The 16,992-nt window shown below is 64.0% G+C and carries 16 protein-coding genes; 1 reads left to right on the top strand and 15 read right to left on the bottom strand.

Annotation, left to right across the window (positions count from 1 at the left end; genetic code table 11):
- Nucleotides 1-663: 663 nt before the first annotated feature.
- From E4K09_RS20675 to ftrA, 4 genes are all read right to left on the bottom strand, one after another.
- Nucleotides 664-1,359, bottom strand: coding sequence for an ABC transporter ATP-binding protein (locus E4K09_RS20675; RefSeq protein ID WP_134499587.1), 696 nt, complete (start codon nt 1,357-1,359; stop codon nt 664-666).
- A gap of 2 nt (nt 1,360-1,361) precedes the next feature.
- On the bottom strand, nt 1,362-2,636 hold the full coding sequence (locus E4K09_RS20670; RefSeq protein ID WP_134499586.1) for a lipoprotein-releasing ABC transporter permease subunit: 1,275 nt from the start codon (nt 2,634-2,636) through the stop codon (nt 1,362-1,364).
- Between the two features lie 6 nt (nt 2,637-2,642).
- The gene (gene proS, locus E4K09_RS20665) at nt 2,643-3,971 is read right to left on the bottom strand and encodes a proline--tRNA ligase (RefSeq protein WP_134499585.1); all 1,329 of its coding nucleotides are present in this window, start codon (nt 3,969-3,971) and stop codon (nt 2,643-2,645) included.
- Between the two features lie 395 nt (nt 3,972-4,366).
- Nucleotides 4,367-5,368, bottom strand: coding sequence for a transcriptional regulator FtrA (gene ftrA, locus E4K09_RS20660; RefSeq protein ID WP_425293867.1), 1,002 nt, complete (start codon nt 5,366-5,368; stop codon nt 4,367-4,369).
- A gap of 88 nt (nt 5,369-5,456) precedes the next feature.
- On the opposite strand from ftrA, the gene E4K09_RS20655 reads away from it, so the two are divergent.
- Nucleotides 5,457-5,882 (top strand): rhodanese-like domain-containing protein, encoded by a 426-nt coding sequence (locus E4K09_RS20655; protein WP_134499584.1) that lies wholly within the window; start codon nt 5,457-5,459, stop codon nt 5,880-5,882.
- Between the two features lie 45 nt (nt 5,883-5,927).
- On the opposite strand, the gene E4K09_RS20650 is transcribed toward E4K09_RS20655, so the two are convergent.
- The 11 genes from E4K09_RS20650 to nuoH form a co-directional block, all read right to left on the bottom strand.
- Nucleotides 5,928-6,215: a DUF1467 family protein gene (locus E4K09_RS20650; RefSeq protein WP_244610614.1), complete on the bottom strand. Its 288-nt coding sequence runs from the start codon at nt 6,213-6,215 to the stop codon at nt 5,928-5,930.
- A 58-nt stretch (nt 6,216-6,273) separates the two neighbouring features.
- The gene (gene mce, locus E4K09_RS20645) at nt 6,274-6,678 is read right to left on the bottom strand and encodes a methylmalonyl-CoA epimerase (RefSeq protein WP_134499583.1); all 405 of its coding nucleotides are present in this window, start codon (nt 6,676-6,678) and stop codon (nt 6,274-6,276) included.
- Between the two features lie 31 nt (nt 6,679-6,709).
- Nucleotides 6,710-8,383, bottom strand: a complete 1,674-nt coding sequence (locus E4K09_RS20640; RefSeq protein ID WP_134499582.1) for a ribonuclease J — start codon at nt 8,381-8,383, stop codon at nt 6,710-6,712.
- 28 nt (nt 8,384-8,411) lie between these two features.
- Nucleotides 8,412-9,218, bottom strand: a complete 807-nt coding sequence (locus tag E4K09_RS20635) for a biotin--[acetyl-CoA-carboxylase] ligase (RefSeq protein ID WP_134499581.1) — start codon at nt 9,216-9,218, stop codon at nt 8,412-8,414.
- A complete protein-coding gene (nuoN, locus tag E4K09_RS20630) occupies nt 9,218-10,657 on the bottom strand; it encodes an NADH-quinone oxidoreductase subunit NuoN (protein WP_134499822.1) in 1,440 nt (479 codons plus the stop codon). Before nuoN ends, E4K09_RS20635 begins: the two co-directional genes overlap by 1 nt.
- A 7-nt stretch (nt 10,658-10,664) precedes the next feature.
- On the bottom strand, nt 10,665-12,176 hold the full coding sequence (locus E4K09_RS20625; RefSeq protein ID WP_134499580.1) for an NADH-quinone oxidoreductase subunit M: 1,512 nt from the start codon (nt 12,174-12,176) through the stop codon (nt 10,665-10,667).
- Nucleotides 12,177-12,178: 2 nt separating this feature from the next.
- A complete protein-coding gene (nuoL, locus tag E4K09_RS20620; RefSeq protein WP_134499579.1) occupies nt 12,179-14,209 on the bottom strand; it encodes an NADH-quinone oxidoreductase subunit L in 2,031 nt (676 codons plus the stop codon).
- Nucleotides 14,210-14,292: 83 nt separating this feature from the next.
- Entirely contained in the window at nt 14,293-14,601 is a 309-nt protein-coding gene (gene nuoK / locus E4K09_RS20615) for an NADH-quinone oxidoreductase subunit NuoK (protein WP_134499578.1), read from the bottom strand.
- A gap of 11 nt (nt 14,602-14,612) precedes the next feature.
- Complete coding sequence (locus E4K09_RS20610) at nt 14,613-15,227, bottom strand: NADH-quinone oxidoreductase subunit J (protein ID WP_134499821.1); 615 nt, start codon at nt 15,225-15,227, stop codon at nt 14,613-14,615.
- A gap of 238 nt (nt 15,228-15,465) precedes the next feature.
- A complete protein-coding gene (nuoI, locus tag E4K09_RS20605; protein ID WP_134499577.1) occupies nt 15,466-15,954 on the bottom strand; it encodes an NADH-quinone oxidoreductase subunit NuoI in 489 nt (162 codons plus the stop codon).
- Nucleotides 15,955-15,964: 10 nt separating this feature from the next.
- Nucleotides 15,965-16,990 carry an NADH-quinone oxidoreductase subunit NuoH gene (gene nuoH / locus E4K09_RS20600; RefSeq protein ID WP_134499576.1) on the bottom strand — a complete coding sequence of 342 codons (1,026 nt, stop codon included), beginning with the start codon at nt 16,988-16,990 and terminating at the stop codon, nt 15,965-15,967.
- Nucleotides 16,991-16,992 lie beyond the last annotated feature (2 nt).

Below are 16,992 nucleotides of genomic sequence, written 5' to 3'. Positions count from 1 at the left end.
TAAGCGGGCCAGGTGAGGACTAGCTTCCTGTGAATCCCGCCGTCTGTGGATTAAGTGAACAAGTGTGGACCGGGCTATCAAGCCACCGGCGCCAGGACTAGAGCCCAGATTGCCACGGCTGATCCGAACACGATGAGAGAGGTGATTTCAGCGGCGGTTTCGATGATAATGCGAAGCATGTCTGATCTCCTGTTCTCTATGTGTTCATTTATGTTCGTTGAATGTTCCATGTAAAGCCGCAGCAGGCCGGGCTGTGGAGATACGGTGAATCGAGCCTTAAGGAAGCCTGAAGGCTTCAGGACTTCCGCGTCGCGGCTGGCGCTCGAGCACCCCTTCGATGACCTGTGGACAGCGGTGGATAAGACGTGGACGCCCGCCCCGGGGTCGGAATGCCATGGGAAAGAAAGGATCAGGCCCTGCATTCATGCCCACAGGCGAGACGGCATCTCGTCCTGGGAACGCCGCCCTTGTCGAGCGTGAACCGGATTCCCTTGGCCGAAAATCCCCTAGCGCATCGTGCGAAAAAGTGGACCCGGTTTTCACTCACGTGGCCGTCCGGGTCGCTGACGCGGCCCTTCGGGTCCGCACCAAACGATGCGCCCTCCTAAGAGCGGAGCATCGGATTGACTCCAAAAGTGTAACTCCACTCTCGGGTCCGATCCTCTAGGGCAACTGCACGATCAGCCCGTCGCGGATCGTGACCCGGCGGTCCATGCGCGCGGCGAGATCCATGTTGTGCGTGGCGATCAGCGCCGCGAGCCGGGAGGCCCGCACGATGGCGACCAAGGTCTGGAAGACCCGGTCCGAAGTGTGCGGATCGAGATTGCCGGTGGGTTCGTCTGCGAGCAGCAGGCGCGGCGCATTGGCGACCGCGCGGGCGATGGCCACCCGTTGCTGCTCGCCGCCCGAGAGCTCGCCGGGGCGGTGCTTGAGGCGCTTGCCGAGCCCCAGGAAGGTCAGGAGCTGGCTGGCCCTGTTCTCGGCCTCCGCCTTCGGCAGGCCGCGAATGAGCTGAGGGATCACCACGTTCTCGAGCGCCGACAGCTCCGGCAGCAGGTGGTGGAACTGATAGACGAAACCCAGCTCCTCGCGGCGAACGCGCGTGCGATCCTTGTCGCTCATGTGCGAGGTCCGCTTTCCGCCGACATAGACTTCGCCGCCGTCAGGCTTCTCAAGGAGGCCCGCGACGTGCAGCAGCGTGGATTTTCCGGTGCCCGACGGCGCGATGAGGGCGACGATCTCGCCCGGCCAGATCGCGAGTTCGGCCCCACGCAGCACCTCGAGGAAGGTGTCCCCTTGAGGATAGCGACGTTCGACTTGAGAGAGGTGGAGGGCGGGCTGGGTTTGTCCGGGCGCCATGATCAACCGTAACGCAACGCTTCGACGGGGTCGAGCTTCGCAGCCCGCCAGGAGGGATAGAGGGTCGCGAGCAGCGACAGAACCATCGCCATGATGAGGATGGTCGCGACCTCGGTCGGATTCACGTCGGCCGGCAGACGGCTGAGGAAATAAAGCTCCGCCGGAAACAGGTTCGTGTTGGTCAGTCGGGAGATGAAATCGCGGATGTGCTCGACGTTGAGGGCAAGCAGCAGCCCAAGCCCGAAGCCCGCGAGGGTTCCGACGATACCGATGGACGCGCCGGTGATAAGGAAAATGCGCATCACCGCGCCGCGCGTGGCCCCCATGGTGCGCAGGATCGCGATGTCGCTGGACTTGTCCTTCACGAGCATGATGAGGCCCGAGATGATGTTGAGTGCCGCCACCAGCACGATCAGCGTGAGGATGAGGAACATGACGTTGCGCTCCACCTCCAGCGCCCCGAAGAAGGTGCGGTTGCGCTGGCGCCAGTCGGTCATGAGGATCGGCCTGCCGGCCGCCTCCTCGATGGCGGCCCGGGCCTGATCCACCCTGTCGGCGTCGTTGAGGTAAACCTCGATCAGCTGCACGTCGCCCTGTCGGTTGAAGTAATTCTGCGCCTCGGTGAGCGGCATGAAGACGAAGGTGGAATCGAACTCGGACATGCCGATTTCGAACACCGCCTTGACGGGATAGCCCTTCACGCGCGGCGCCGTGCCGAAGGGTGTCGCCGCGCCGCGGGGCGTGATGAGGGTCAGCGTGTCCCCCGCCTGGATCGAAAGGGCCTCGGCGAGGCGCCGTCCAATGGCGACTCCCTCGCCTTCCTCGAAATTATCGAGCGATCCCTGACGGAGATTGCCGGCGATGTGCTCGATCTGGCGCAGGTCGTTCGAGCGGATGCCGCGCACGAGAACGCCGCTGCCGTTGTATTGGGAGGACCCGAAGGCCTGCCCCTCCACCAGCGGGATCGCGCGCCGAACGCCCGGAACGGCGGCGATGCGCGCCGCGACTTCGGGATAATCGGTGAGCGGACTTTCGATGGGCGCCACGAAGATATGGCCGTTGATCCCCACGATCTTGTCGAGCAGCTCCTTGCGGAAGCCGTTCATGACCGAGAGCACCACGATGAGCGTGGCGACGCCCAGCATGATGCCCAGGAAGGAGAATCCCGCGATGACCGACACGAACCCTTCCCGCCGCCGCGTGCGCAGGTAGCGTCCGGCGAGCATCCACTCGAAGAGCGAGAAAGGCTTGGTTCCGGTCGGTGCTTCTTTGGCCATGGGAGCTTATTTATGAGCCGTCAGCCGCGCGGCCACGTCATCGACCGACAAAAGCTCGCGCTCGCCGGTGGCGCGGTTCTTCAACTCCACCTTGCCGTCGGCCAGGCCCTTCGGGCCGATCAGCACCTGCCAAGGCACGCCGATGAGATCCGCGGTGGCGAACTTTCCGCCAGGACGCTCGTCGCGGTCGTCGTAGAGCACGTCGCGACCGGCGGCGGTGAGTTCGCGGTACAAGCGCTCGCTCGCCGCGTCCGTGCCGGAATCCCCCACCTTCAGGTTGAGGATCGCCACATCGAACGGGGCCACGGCTTCCGGCCAGATGATGCCGTTCTCGTCGTGGCTCGCCTCGATGATGGCGGCGATCAGGCGGCTCGGGCCTATGCCGTAGGAGCCCATATGGACCGGCTTCTCCTGCCCGTCCGGTCCCATGACCTTCGCGCCCATGGGCTCGGAATACTTGGTGCCGAAATAGAAGATGTGACCGACCTCGATGCCGCGCGCGGACATCTTCTTGTCGGCGGGAACGGCGTCGAATGCCGCCGTATCGTGCATTTCCGAGGTCGCGGCATAAAGCGACGTCCATTTGTCGACCGTGCTCTGCAGGCCGGGAACGTCGTCGAAATTCGTGTTCGCGGGCGGGATCTCGTAATCGAGGTAATCCGCGTGGCAGAACACCTCGCTCTCGCCGGTAGAGGCCAGGATGATGAACTCGTGGCTCAGGTTGCCGCCGATCGGGCCGGTATCGGCGCGCATCGGGATCGCCTTCAGGCCCATGCGGGCGAAGGTGCGAAGGTAGGCCACGAACATCTTGTTGTAGGAATGGACCGCACCGGCCTGATCCAGATCGAAGGAATAGGCATCCTTCATCAGGAACTCACGGGAGCGCATGACGCCGAAGCGCGGGCGCACCTCGTCGCGGAACTTCCACTGAATGTGATAGAGGTTCAGGGGCAGGTCCTTGTAGGAGCGCACACAGCCCCGGAAGATCTCGGTGATCATTTCCTCGTTGGTGGGACCAAAAAGCATGTCGCGCTCGTGGCGGTCCTGGATGCGCAGCATCTCCTTGCCGTAAGCGTCATAGCGGCCCGATTCCCGCCAGAGATCGGCAGACTGGATCGTCGGCATCAGAAGCTCGATGGCGCCGGAGCGATTCTGCTCCTCCCGAACGATGGCGTTGACCTTGTTGAGCACCTTCAGACCCAGCGGCAGCCACGCATAGATACCGGCCGCCTCCTGGCGGATCATGCCGGCGCGCAGCATCAGGCGGTGGGAGACGATCTCCGCCTCTTTCGGCGTCTCGCGGAGAATGGGGAGGAAATAGCGGCTCAAACGCATAGGACGCCTTCAGTCTCGATCGGGGGTGGAACGGTGAGTCACGACTCGTTTCCAGCACACAACACAGCCGACGGCGAAAAGACAAGCTGCCTTCCCTCGCCCGGCCCTGCGACGCAATGGATTAGACCAAAGATCAATACAATAAGTGCCGCAAAATGCATCAGGGCCCGCCTAAAAATAGTGACACCGCAACGGAAGCCAACTATAAACCTTTGTTAACGTCTCAGACCTTCGAAAAGGCAGAGGCGGCGGTCCGAGTTTCGGGAGGAACGCGATCCCCAAGCGCCAGCTGAGGCGCCGGTGCCAGAAAGCCAGGGATCAAAACAACGCCAAAAAAGGCAGTTGAGCAAGGCGAAAGCCTTGCTTTTTCTTTAGGTTAAACCCATCCGAAGATTTCAACTTTGCGCGGCCGCCTGCGGTGCCCGGTGCCCGAACCTGGCTCGATAAGCGCTGGGGCTGGTCCTCAGTCGGGATCTGAAATGGTGCCGCAGGGCTTCGACCGAGCCAAAACCACTGAGTTCAGCAATCCTGTCAAGTGCGAGGCCTTCCGGCCGCTCCAGCAGTTCCCGGGCGCATGAGAGCCGTTCCTGCACAATCCACTCGCCCGCCGGAAGCCCGGTGGTCTCCTCGAAGCGCCGCTGGAACGTGCGTGTGCTCATTCCGGCCCGCTCGGCCAGAACACTGATCGTGAGTTCCTCCTTCAGATGCCGTCTCATCCAATCGATGAGCACGCTTAGGCGCGCGCCCTCATGCTGGCGGGGCACTGGCCGCTCGATGAACTGTGCCTGGCCTCCGTCCCGGTGGGGCGGCACGACGAGACGGCGGGCGACGCTGTTGGCGATATCGGGCCCATAGTCTGCCCGAACGATATGAAGACACAGGTCAATCCCCGCGGCGCTCCCGGCCGCCGTCAGAAGGGAACCCTCGTCCGTATAAAGAACGTCCGGCGCGACATTCACGGCCGGGTGACAGGCCCGGAGCTTGTCCACGTAGCGCCAGTGGGTCGTTGCACTCCGTCCATCGAGCAGTCCCGTCGCAGCAAGCACGAATACGCCGGAGCAGAGAGAGGCCAGTCGCGCGCCCCGGCCGTGCGCCAGCCTAAGGGCGTCCGTGATGTGGACAGGCACGCCACCGCCCGGCTCGCGCCAGCCTGGCACGATGATGAGATCGGCTTGCTCCAGCAGGGACAACCCTGAATCGGGAGTAACAGTCAGCCCTCCGGCGGCCCGCAAAGGCCCATTCTCGGCTCTGCAGACGGAAAAGCGGTACCAGTCACCGCCCATCTCGGGACGCGGAAGGCCGAAGACTTCGTACGTCACGCCGAACTCGAAGGTGCAGAGCCCGTCATAGGCCAGCGCCGCCACGAGCGGTCCAGGATTCGAGTGCATGTTTGGCATGATCTGAACGCTAAATGGCAACCCTGCCAGTGTCGAGCCCCCAGGCACTCGCATAGCTTTCATCGACCCGTTTGAGAGGATGAAGACCATGACCAACGTCGTGACGGAAGTGCCTGCCGCCGACCCGCAGACCGTACGGGATCACTACGCCAGGCGCCTGGCGCTGGAGACGGATTGCTGGGACGTCCACCATGCCCTGTGCCAGGGTGCGCAAGATTTCGTACTGCTCGACGTGCGGGGGCCGTCGCTCTATGCGCAGGGCCATGTTCCCGGCGCCCTCAACCTGCCTCATGGCAAGATGACCGAACGCAAGATGCAGGATTGGCCCGCCGAGACACTGTTCGTGGTCTATTGCGCGGGTCCGCACTGCAACGGAACGGATAAGGCGGCCTTTCGGCTGGCGGGGCTTGGTCGCAGGGTGAAAGTCATGATCGGCGGCATGACGGGATGGGCCGATGAGGGATTTCCTCAGGCGGCGGGGAGCGAGCCCGGAAGCCTGCCGGTCGCGGCATGATCCCCATATACGGGTGCCGGGTACCGGGTGCCGAGGAGCCCCCTCCTACAGCCCCGCCAGGGGGAACACGGCGACCACGATCACCAGGACAACGGCCGCCACGAGCGAGGTCCAGATGGCTTTTTCCTGAAGCCCATGGACGGACGGCGCGCCCGGCTCGGTTCCGGCCACGTGGTCTCCGCTCTCTATTTGGCTGCGGACCCCGAAAGGCAGGATTGCGAAGAGCATGATCCACCAGATGACGAAGTAGAGGGCCAGGCCTCCGCTCACCCGGAGAGCGAACCCGTTGACCGCAACCGCAACGGCGATTCCGGAGATGACGGCGACCGCCATCAAGGTGGACCATAGGGAGGCCGAAAGGGCTCTGACTAAACTTATCAACAGCTTGTCCTCAGACCTGCTCAAGCTCGACGAGGGTTCCGTTGAAATCCTTGGGATGCAGGAACAGCACCGGCTTCCCATGGGCGCCGGTCTTCGGCTCGCCCGAGCCCAGCACCCTGGCCCCGGAATTAACAAGCCGGTCCCGCGCGGCCAGAATGTCGTCCACCTCATAGCAGACGTGGTGAATCCCACCGTCCGGGTTCCGCTCCAGGAACTTGGCGATGGGAGAATCCGCGCCGAGGGGCTCGAGCAGCTCGATCTTCGTATTGGGCAGGGTGACGAACACCACCGTGACGCCGTGCTCCTCCAGTGCGGCGGGCTCGGACACCTGCGCGCCGAGCGTGCCGCGGTAGAGCGCGGAGGCCGCCGCGAGGTCGCGGACAGCGATGGCCACATGGTTCAGGCGACCGAGCATGGTGCTCCCCTCCAGGACAGAACGGCCCGTCTTATACCTCGATCACGAGCACATGACAGGCGGGCTTCTTGCCCCATTCCTGGTTCACGGCGGCGCGCACGGCGCGGTGAACGGCGTTCTCGACGGCTTCGGGATCGCGCCGCTTGGCCTTGGGCAATGTATCGAGCAGGTCAGCGACCGTGTCGGCGATGATGTCGGTCAGGTCGCGGCCCTGCCGGTTCTTCTCGGGCAGGCCCATGACGTCCACCACCGGATCGCCCGCGATCTCGCCGCGATCATCGATGGCGATGGCCACCGTCACGATGCCCGCGAAGGCGAGCTTGCGGCGCTCCGGGATGGCGCGCTCGCCTGCCGGAATGACGATGTTGCCGTCCTTGTACACCCGGCCTGCCGGAATTGTGTCGACGATTTCGGCCTTGCCGGGCGCGAGGCGCACGAGAGTGCCGTTCTTCGCCCGCACCACCTCCGGGACGCCCTGCTGACGCGCGAACTTGGCGTGCTCGGCCAGGTGCAGCGGCTCGCCATGGGCCGGAATGGCGATCCGCGGCTTCGTCCACTCGTACATTTTCGCGAGTTCGCCCCGGCGCGGGTGGCCCGACACGTGGACCAGTTCCGTTCGGTCCGTGATGACCTCGATGCCCTGCTCGATCAGGCTGTTGATGATGGAACCGACGCCCTTCTCGTTGCCGGGAATGGCGCGGGACGAAAAGATCACGCGATCGCCGGCCGTCAGGGCGATATCGGGATGCTCGTCGGCGGCGATCCGCGCCAGAGCCGCCCGCGGCTCGCCTTGCGAGCCGGTCAGGACCGCGACCACCTTGTCGCGCGGGATGTAGCCGAAATTCTCGGCCGAGCGGAATTCCGGCAGGTCGTCGAGATAGCCGCACTCCTTCGCGACCTCCACGACCCGGTCCATGGCGCGGCCCACCACGATCACCTCACGCCCGCACTCCCGAGCCGCCTCCGCCACGGAGCGGATGCGCGCGACGTTGGACGCGAAAGTGGTGATGGCGACGCGATGGGGCGCATCCTTGATGAGCGCGGCGAGGTTCCTGGCCACGTCCGCCTCGCTCGGACTTTCGCCGTCACGCACCACGTTGGTGGAATCGCACACGAGGGCGAGAACCCCCTCCTCTCCCAGCGCCCGGAACGTCTCCTCGGACGTGAGGCTGCCGAGATACGGGGTGGGATCGAGCTTCCAGTCGCCCGTATGGACCACAAGGCCATGCGGCGTGCGGATCGCAAGCCCATTCGATTCAGGAATTGAATGGGCGACCGGCACGTATTCGATGTCGAAGGCACCGAGTTTCAGGCGCTGCCCGGGCGCGATCTCGTTGAGTTCGATCTTCGGAGCATCCGCTTCGCTCAGGCGGCGGGTTTCGAGAAGTCCGATTGCGAACCTGGTGGCATAGACCGGCGCGCGCAGGCGCGGCCACATTTCGACGAGGGCGCCGATGTGGTCCTCATGCGCGTGGGTGATGAAGATGCCGAGAAGATTATGCCGCTCCTCCTCAAGGAAGCGGAGATCCGGATAAACCAGGTCAATCCCCGGCAACTGCTCCTCGCCGCCGAAGCCCATGCCGCAATCGACAAGGATCCATTGCCGGTTCGTCTCCGGCCCGAAGCCGTAGAGGGCAGCGTTCATGCCGATTTCGCCGAGGCCGCCGAGGGGCAGAAACACCAATTCGTCCTGAGGGGATGCCATACTTGTTCAAGACCTTGTCATGCCAGCGCTAAGGCTTGGCTATATCGTGTAGCCGATGAGGAAAATAAAGGTCGCCCGCGTCGATGAGTTCCGCCCCCGAGACGGTTTTCAGCTGAAGGCGGCCGGACCGATCGAGCCCTTCGAACACGCCCCGCTTCTCGCCCGACGGGAGCCGAAGGGTCACCTCGTGTCCGAGGCCCGCCGCCCGCTCCAGCCATAGCCGCCGAATCGGCCCGAAGGGATCGGCGGCATTCATGCGGGTACCATTGCGCCAGGCCGAGAAGGTCCGCGCGAAGGCAGCGGAAAGAGCCCGGAACACCGTTTCGCGGTTCAGGCCGGGCCTGACCGTCTGAAGGCTCGACGCCGGATAGGGCGTGCCGGTCGGGGCGAAAGCCACGTTCACGCCGAAGCCGATGACGATCGCCAGCGGGCCGTGGCCGTCGATTCTGTGCCCCTCCAGCAAAAGGCCGGACACCTTCGCACCGTCGAGCAAAAGATCGTTCGGCCACTTGAGGGAGAGACGCGGAGCGCCCACGCCCGTCACAGCCTCCACCGCCTCATGCAACGCGAGACCCGCCACGAACCCGAGCTGCGGGGCATGTTGCGCCTCGCAGGGATCCGTGAGCAGAAGACTGGCGTAGAGATTGCCTTGCGGGGACGACCACTGCCGGCCGTGTCGTCCCCTGCCAGCGCGCTGTTCCGCCGACACGATCCAGAGCGGCCCCGGATCGCCGGAGCGCGCCGCCCGGAGGGCATCGTCGTTGGTCGAATCCGTCGCCCCGGTCGAAATCAGCCGATAACCGGCGGCCTCGGATTCCGGCGACAGATCCACCATCAGAACAGGGAACGCGCCGCAGCGCCCGCCGCTGCGACCAGCGGAGCCGGGACGATGCCGAAGAGCACCACGAAGACGCTCGACAGTCCGAGCACCAGCTTCACGCCGGCCGGCATGGAATCGTAGGCGGCACCCGGCTCGTCGAAGTACATCACTTTCACGATGCGCAGGTAATAGTAAGCGCCGATCACGCTGGTCACGACGCCGATGATGGCGAGCGCCACGAGGTTGGCGTTGATCGCCGCGTTGAACACCGCGAACTTCGCAAAGAAGCCGGCGAGCGGCGGGATGCCCGCGAGAGAGAACATCATCATGCCGAGGCAGAAGGCCAGGACCGGATGCGTGCGGGCGAGGCCCGACAGATCCTCGATGTTGTCGAACATCACGTTGCCGCGGCGCAGGCCGAGAATGACCGCGAAGGCGCCGAGCGTCATGGCCAGATAGATCGCCATGTAGACGGCCACGCCCTGCACTCCCTCGACCGTGCCGGTGGCAAGGCCGATCAGCGCGTAGCCGACGTTGCCGATGGATGAATACGCCATCAGGCGCTTGAGGTTGCGCTGGCCGATGGCGGCGAACGATCCGAGCGCCATCGACGCAATGGAGATGAAGACGATAATCTGCTGCCACTGGCCGACGATGCCCGGGAAGGCATCGATGAACACGCGGGTGGCCATGGCCATGCCGGCCATCTTGGGCGCGGCGGCGAAGAAGGCGGTCACCGGGGTCGGGGATCCCTCGTAGACGTCCGGAGTCCACATGTGGAACGGCACGGCGGAGATCTTGAACGCGATGCCGGCGGCAACGAACACGATGCCGATGATCGCGCCGATGCCCACCTGCCCCTGCAGGATTCCGGCGATGGCCGGGAAGGACACGTTTCCGGTGAAGCCATAAACCAGCGACGCGCCGTAGAGCAGCATGCCCGACGACAGCGATCCCAGCACGAAGTATTTGAGGCCCGCCTCCGTCGACCGGACGTTATCGCGGTCGAAGGCGGCGATCACGTAGGACGAGAGGCTGAGCAGCTCGAGGCCGAGATAGAGCGCGATCAGGTCGTTGGCGGAGATGACCATCATCATGCCGAGCGTCGAAAGGACGATCAGGATGGGATACTCGAAGCGACTGATGCCCTCCCGGCGCATGTAGTCCATCGACAGGATCACGCCGCCTGCGGAAGCCACCAGCGTGAGGGCCTTCATGAACTTGGCGAAGCCGTCGACCACGAAGGAGCCGTACATGGTCTGGACGGGTTCGTCCGGCAGCATCAGCACCGCCACGAAGGCGACAGCCAGAAGCGCGAGGGCGATGACGTTCATGCTTTCCCCGGAGCGTTCGCCGCGGATCGCGCCGAACAGGACCAGGACGAGAGCGCCCGCTGCGAGGATGATCTCCGGCAGGACGGGGCCGAAAGCGGGGATGGTGAGGACGGGGTTCATCATGACCTCAATGTGCGGTGAGAGCCGCCGTTTTCACGGTGGAGAGCGCGGCCTGGACGCTCTGCATGAGCGCATCCGTCGGCACCGCGAAGGTGTCGAGGATCGGGCCGGGCTGCACGCCATAGTAAATGATCAGCAGGATGAGCGGCGCGAAGGTGATGATCTCACGGCGGTTCAGATCCGAAATAGTCTGGAGCGCGGGCTTGTCGATTTCCCCGTAGACCACGCGGCGGTAGAGCCAGAGCGCATAGGCGGCCGAGAGGATCACGCCGGTCGTTGCGAAGAAGGCCACCCAGGTATTGGAGCGGAACGCGCCCATGAGGGTCAGGAACTCGCCGATGAAGCCCGAGGTGCCGGGAAGCGCCACGTTGGCCATGGTGAGGATCATGAACACCACCGCATACATGGGCATTCGGTTCACGAGGCCGCCATAGGCCTTGATCTCGCGGGTATGCATCCGATCGTAGATCACACCGACGCTGAGGAAGAGCGCGCCGGAAATCAGACCGTGGGAGATCATGGTGAACATGGCGCCCTGGATGCCCTGCTCGTTCATGCTGAACAGGCCCATGGTCACGAAGCCCATATGCGCCACGGAAGAATAGGCGATGAGCTTCTTGATGTCCTCCTGCATCAGCGCGACCAGCGACGTATAGACGATCGCGATGACCGAGAGGGCGAAGACCAGCGGCGCGAAATAAACGGAAGCCTCCGGGAACATCGGCAGCGAGACTCGGATGAAGCCGTAGCCGCCCATCTTCAGGAGCACGCCCGCCAGGATCACGGAGCCGGCCGTCGGCGCTTCCACGTGCGCGTCGGGCAGCCAGGTGTGCACCGGCCACATGGGCATCTTCACGGCGAAGGACGCGAAGAAGGCGAGCCAGAGCCAGATCTGCAGGTTGTACGGGAACTTGAACGCGAGCAGCGTCGGGATGTCCGTGGTGCCCGCCTGCCAGTACATGGCCATGATCGCGAGCAGCATCAGCACCGAGCCGAGCAGCGTGTAGAGGAAGAACTTGAAGCTGGCGTAGATACGCCGCTTGCCGCCCCAGATGCCGATGATGAGGAACATCGGAATGAGGCCGGCCTCGAAGAACAGGTAGAAGAGCACGAGATCGAGCGCGCAGAACACGCCGATCATCGTTGTCTCGAGGACCAGGAACGCGACGTAGTATTCCTTCACGCGGTGCCCGATGGACTCCCACGAGGCCAGGATGCAGAACGGCATCAGGAACGTGGTGAGCAGGATGAGCGGGATGGAGAAGCCGTCGACGCCGAGCTTGAACCGGATCGTGTCCGTCAGCCAGGTGTGGCTTTCCACCAGCTGGAACGTGGCCGAGGCCGCGTCGAACCGGTTCCAGGCGACCAGCGAGAGCACGAAGGTCGCGAGGGTCGTGGCGAGGGCCGCCCAGCGCGCGTTCGAGCGCGCCGCCTCGCTGTCGCCGCGCAGCGTCAGGATGAAGGCCGCGCCGACGAGCGGCAGGATGAGCAGGCCCGAGAGGATGCCGAAGCCGAACATAGTTAAGCTCCCCTGAAGAGATAGAAGGTCACGAGAGCCGCAACGCCGATCAGCATCGCGAAGGCGTAGTGGTAGACGTAGCCGGACTGGAGCCGCACCGCGCCGCGCGTCACGTCGAGCACGCGGGCCGAGATGCCGTCAGGCCCGAGCCCGTCGATGATCCGCTGGTCGCCCGTGCGCCAGAAGAAGCGGCCGATGGCCATGGCGGGACGCACGAAGATGACGTCGTACAGCTCGTCGAAATACCACTTGTTGAGCAGGAAACGGTACAGGATCGGGTGATCCGCCGCGAGCTGCGCGGGCTTCTTGGCGTCGACGATGTACATGTATACCGCCAGCAGGAAGCCGAGGATCATCATCACCGTGGGCAGGAACGGCACCCAGCCCGGAATGTGATGCATCTCTTCCAGGATGTGGTTCTCCGGACGGGTGAACAGGGCACCCTTCCAGAACTCCTGGTAGCCGTGTCCGAGGAACGCCTCGTGGAACACGAAGCCTGCAACGACCGCGCCGATGGCCAGCACGACGAGCGGCAGCACCATCACCAGAGGGCTCTCGTGAGGGGTATGAGTCCCATGATGGCCGTGCTCGTGATCCGCATGGGTGGCGGGCTCGACGTCATGGCTGTGGTCGTCGTGCTCCACGCCCTCGTGGTGGCCGTGGGCGTGGTGGTCGGCGTTCGACCAGCGCGCGTTGCCCTCAAAGGTGAGGAAGAACAGGCGCCAGGAGTAGAATGAGGTCATCAGGGCAGCGATCACGGTCGCCAGGAAGGCGAACTGGCCGGCGCGGCTGTGGGAGGCGTAGGCCGCCTCGATGATGGCGTCCTTCGAGTAGTAGCCGGCCGTGAACGGGAAGCCCGTGAGTGCGAGCGTGCCGATGGCCATCATCGCCGTGGTGAGCGGGATGTAGCGGCGCAGCGCGCCCATGTTCCGCATGTCCTGCTCGTGGTGCATGGCATGGATGACCGAGCCTGCGCCCAAGAACAGGAGCGCCTTGAAGAAGGCGTGCGTGAACAGGTGGAACACGCCGGCGCTGTAGGCGCCGACGCCGAGCGCCACGAACATGTAGCCGAGCTGCGAGCAGGTCGAATACGCGATCACGCGCTTGATGTCGTTCTGGACGAGGCCGACGGTCGCGGCGAAGAAAGCCGTGATGCCGCCGACGATTGTGACGACGGTGAGAGCCGCAGGGGCGTACTCGAAGACCGGCGACAGGCGCGCGACCATGAACACGCCCGCGGTCACCATGGTGGCGGCGTGGATGAGGGCCGAGACCGGGGTCGGGCCTTCCATCGCGTCCGGCAGCCAGGTGTGCAGCAGGAACTGGGCCGATTTGCCCATAGCGCCCATGAAAAGCAGCAGGCCGGCGATCGTGAGCGCGTGCCACTCGATGCCGAGGAAGTGGAACCGGGCGTCGGCGAACTCCGCGACCCGCGGGAAGATCGAGTCGAAGGTGACGCCGTTGAACAGCACGAAGATCGTGAAGATGCCGAGCAGGAAGCCGAAATCGCCGACGCGGTTGACGATGAAGGCCTTCATGGCGGCGGCGTTGGCGGAGTCCTTCTTGTACCAGAAGCCGATGAGCAGGTAGCTCGCCAGACCCACGCCTTCCCAACCGAAGAACATCTGCACCAGATTGTCGGCCGTCACCAGCATGAGCATGGCGAAGGTGAAAAGCGACAGATAGGCGAAGAAGCGAGGACGGTGCGGATCCTCGTGCATGTAGCCGATGGAATAGAGGTGCACGAGCGCCGACACGGTGTTGACCACCACCAGCATCATGGCGGTGAGCGTATCGATGCGGAACGCCCAGTCGACCTGGAGGTCGCCGACCGACATCCATTGGGCCACCTGGACCCGGACCATCGGCTCCTCGCCGAAGCCCACTTGGATGAAGGACACCCAGGAGAGAACCGCCGACACGGCGAGCAGCGCCGTGGTGACGATCTCGGAGGGCCTTGCGCCGATGACGCGGCCGAAGAGGCCTGCGATGAGGAAGCCGACGAGCGGCAGGAAGACGATTGCGTGGTACATAGCGCTTACTTAGCCGTTAGGACCTGGCTCATGGCCGCATGATCTTGTTCAGAAAACCGGGCTCCACTTTTCCGGATCATGCTCTAGCCCCTCATCATGTTCACGTCTTCGACCGCGATGGAGCCGCGGTTGCGGAAGAAGACCACCAGAATGGCGAGGCCGATCGCCGCCTCGGCCGCCGCGACCGTGAGGATCAGCAGGGCGAAAACCTGGCCGACGATGTCGTTCAGGTGGGTCGAAAAGGCCACGAGGTTGATGTTCACCGAGAGCAGGATCAGCTCGATGGACATCAGGATGACGATGACGTTCTTCCGGTTGATGAAGATGCCGAACACGCCCAGCGTGAAGAGCACGGCGGCGACCGTGAGATAATGGCCCAGTCCGATAACCATCGCGTGTCTCCTTAGATGCCCTGGCGGAAGGGGACCTTCCGAACCTGGACGGCGGTTTCCTGAGTACGGGCGTTCTGCATCGAGATGTCCTGACGCCGCACGCCGACGCGCTCCCGCAGGGTCAGCACGATGGCGCCGATCATGGCGACCAGCAGGATCAGGCCGGCCGCCTGGAAGAAGTAGAAGTAGCGGGTGTAGAGCACATGCCCCAGGGCCTCGGTGTTGGTCATCACGTCGGCGGCCGGGATCGGCACCGCCGGGGCCCGGATGAGGCCGGGATCGACCACATAGGCGCTCACCACGAAGATGAGCTCGATCAGAAGAATGACGCCGATCAGGGCACCGAACGGCAGATATTGCAGGAAGCCCTGGCGGAGCGCCGCGAAATCCACGTCGAGCATCATGACGACGAAGAGGAACAGCACCGCGACCGCGCCCACATAGACGATGACCAGGATCATCGCAAGGAACTCGGCCCCCATCATCAGGAACAGGCCCGCCGCGTTGACGAAGGCCAGGATGAGGAAGAGCACCGACTGCACGGGATTGCGCGAGGCGATCACCATGAATCCTGATGCGATCGTGACTGTCGCGAACAGATAGAAGAAGGCGGCGGTAACCGTCATGCTCATACACAAGCCGCCTCGAGTGCGGCCCCTTCCGACGTGGCCGGGAGTTCCCGGTGGGAATCCGATGGCCTGTCTATAAATTCCGAATCCGGAGGGAACAACCCGCCGGAGATGCATGCCCCCTGCCCTTTACCGGGAAAGAGGCCCGGAGCTGGCCGGACGACCGGGACCAGCCCCTCCTTTTCAGCCGCATTCATGCGGTGGGCCGGATCGCGGCCGCCGCATCATGTCCCGCTTACCGGTAGGGCGCGGTCTTCGCGATGTTCTTCGCGATTTCACGCTCCCAGCGCTCCCCGTTCTCAAGGAGCTTGGCCTTGTCGTAGAGAAGCTCCTCGCGGGTCTCCACGGAGAACTCGAAGTTCGGCCCCTCCACGATGGCATCCACCGGGCAGGCCTCCTGGCACATGCCGCAATAGATGCACTTGACCATGTCGATGTCGTAGCGGGTCGTGCGGCGGGTGCCGTCGTTCCGGCGCGGTCCGGCCTCGATGGTGATGGCCTGAGCCGGGCAGATCGCCTCGCAGAGCTTGCAGGCGATGCAGCGCTCCTCCCCGTTGGGGTAGCGGCGCAGGGCGTGCTCGCCCCGGAAGCGCGGCCCCCGGTGCCCCATCTCGAAGGGGTAGTTGAGCGTGGCCTTCGGCTTGAAGAAGTATTTGGTGGTCAGGATGAAGCCTGCCACGAATTCCTTCAGCAGGAGGGCGTTGAAGAATTGACCGATCTTCATGTCGATCTCCTTAGCGCATGCCCGGCGCAAGGCCGGTCACCATGAGCACGGCCGCCACGATGATCACCATGGCGAGCGAGAGCGGAAGGAAAACCTTCCAGCCCAGGCGCATGAGCTGATCGTAGCGATAGCGCGGAACCAGGGCCTTCACCATGGCGATGAGAATGAAAAGGAAGCTCGCCTTCAGCACGAACCAGATCACGCCCGGAACCCAGGTGAAGGGCGCGAAGGGGATCGGGGACAGCCAGCCGCCCAGAAACAGGATCGTGCCGAGGGCGCACATGGTCATGATGGCCACGTATTCGCCGAGCATGAACAGCAGATACGGGGTGGAGGAATACTCCACCATGTAGCCGGCCACGAGCTCCGATTCCGCCTCCGGCAGGTCGAAGGGCGGGCGGTTCGTCTCGGCCATGGCCGAGATGAAGAACACCACGAACATCGGGAACAGGGGCAGCCAGTACCAGCCGAGGATGCCCAGGCTCGTGTTCTGCGATTCCACGATGCCCGACAGGTTCAGGGTCCCGGCGCACATGAGCACGGTCACGATCACGAAGCCGATCGAGACCTCGTAGGACACCATCTGGGCCGCCGAACGGAGCGCGCCGAGGAACGGGTACTTCGAGTTCGAAGCCCAGCCGCCCATGATGACGCCGTACACGCCGAGCGAGGAGATCGCGAAAATGTAGAGGATGCCCACGTTGATGTCGGCGATCGCCCAGCCCGCGTTGAGCGGGATGACCGCCCAGGCCGCAAGCGAGAGCGTGCACATCACGAGCGGCGCCAGAAGGAACATGCTCTTGTTGGCCGGAGCCGGGATGACGGGCTCCTTCAGGACGAACTTGAGCAGGTCCGCGAAGGACTGGAGCAAGCCCCAGGGTCCGACCACGTTCGGGCCGCGCCTCAGCTGAACGGCGGCCCAGACCTTGCGGTCGGCATAGAGAGCGTACGCGATGAAGACGAGAAGCGCCACGAGCATGAGCAGGCTCTTGCCCAGCATGATCGCGACCGCGAGGAGGATATCTCCCATTTCCATGA

It is taken from the genome of Microvirga pakistanensis (assembly GCF_004458765.1).
GTDB classification, from domain to species: domain Bacteria; phylum Pseudomonadota; class Alphaproteobacteria; order Rhizobiales; family Beijerinckiaceae; genus Microvirga; species Microvirga pakistanensis.
This window is presented reverse-complemented; position numbering and strand designations above follow the sequence as displayed.

Excerpts from the sequence above, each read along its gene's own strand:
- ftrA (WP_425293867.1), bottom strand. The coding sequence starts at position 5,368 with ATGCCAAACATGCACTCGAATCCTGGACCGCTCGTGGCGGCGCTGGCC.
- E4K09_RS20635 (WP_134499581.1), bottom strand. The coding sequence starts at position 9,218 with ATGGTGGATCTGTCGCCGGAATCCGAGGCCGCCGGTTATCGGCTGATT.
- E4K09_RS20610 (WP_134499821.1), bottom strand. The coding sequence starts at position 15,227 with ATGACGGTTACCGCCGCCTTCTTCTATCTGTTCGCGACAGTCACGATC.
- proS (WP_134499585.1), bottom strand. The coding sequence starts at position 3,971 with ATGCGTTTGAGCCGCTATTTCCTCCCCATTCTCCGCGAGACGCCGAAA.
- E4K09_RS20675 (WP_134499587.1), bottom strand. The coding sequence starts at position 1,359 with ATGGCGCCCGGACAAACCCAGCCCGCCCTCCACCTCTCTCAAGTCGAA.
- E4K09_RS20650 (WP_244610614.1), bottom strand. The coding sequence starts at position 6,215 with ATGGCGGTCGCCGTCATCTCCGGAATCGCCGTTGCGGTTGCGGTCAAC.
- E4K09_RS20640 (WP_134499582.1), bottom strand. The coding sequence starts at position 8,383 with ATGGCATCCCCTCAGGACGAATTGGTGTTTCTGCCCCTCGGCGGCCTC.
- E4K09_RS20625 (WP_134499580.1), bottom strand. The coding sequence starts at position 12,176 with ATGTTCGGCTTCGGCATCCTCTCGGGCCTGCTCATCCTGCCGCTCGTC.
- nuoN (WP_134499822.1), bottom strand. The coding sequence starts at position 10,657 with ATGAACCCCGTCCTCACCATCCCCGCTTTCGGCCCCGTCCTGCCGGAG.
- nuoH (WP_134499576.1), bottom strand. The coding sequence starts at position 16,990 with ATGGAAATGGGAGATATCCTCCTCGCGGTCGCGATCATGCTGGGCAAG.
- nuoK (WP_134499578.1), bottom strand. The coding sequence starts at position 14,601 with ATGGTTATCGGACTGGGCCATTATCTCACGGTCGCCGCCGTGCTCTTC.
- mce (WP_134499583.1), bottom strand. The coding sequence starts at position 6,678 with ATGCTCGGTCGCCTGAACCATGTGGCCATCGCTGTCCGCGACCTCGCG.
- E4K09_RS20670 (WP_134499586.1), bottom strand. The coding sequence starts at position 2,636 with ATGGCCAAAGAAGCACCGACCGGAACCAAGCCTTTCTCGCTCTTCGAG.
- E4K09_RS20655 (WP_134499584.1), top strand. The coding sequence starts at position 5,457 with ATGACCAACGTCGTGACGGAAGTGCCTGCCGCCGACCCGCAGACCGTA.
- nuoI (WP_134499577.1), bottom strand. The coding sequence starts at position 15,954 with ATGAAGATCGGTCAATTCTTCAACGCCCTCCTGCTGAAGGAATTCGTG.
- nuoL (WP_134499579.1), bottom strand. The coding sequence starts at position 14,209 with ATGTACCACGCAATCGTCTTCCTGCCGCTCGTCGGCTTCCTCATCGCA.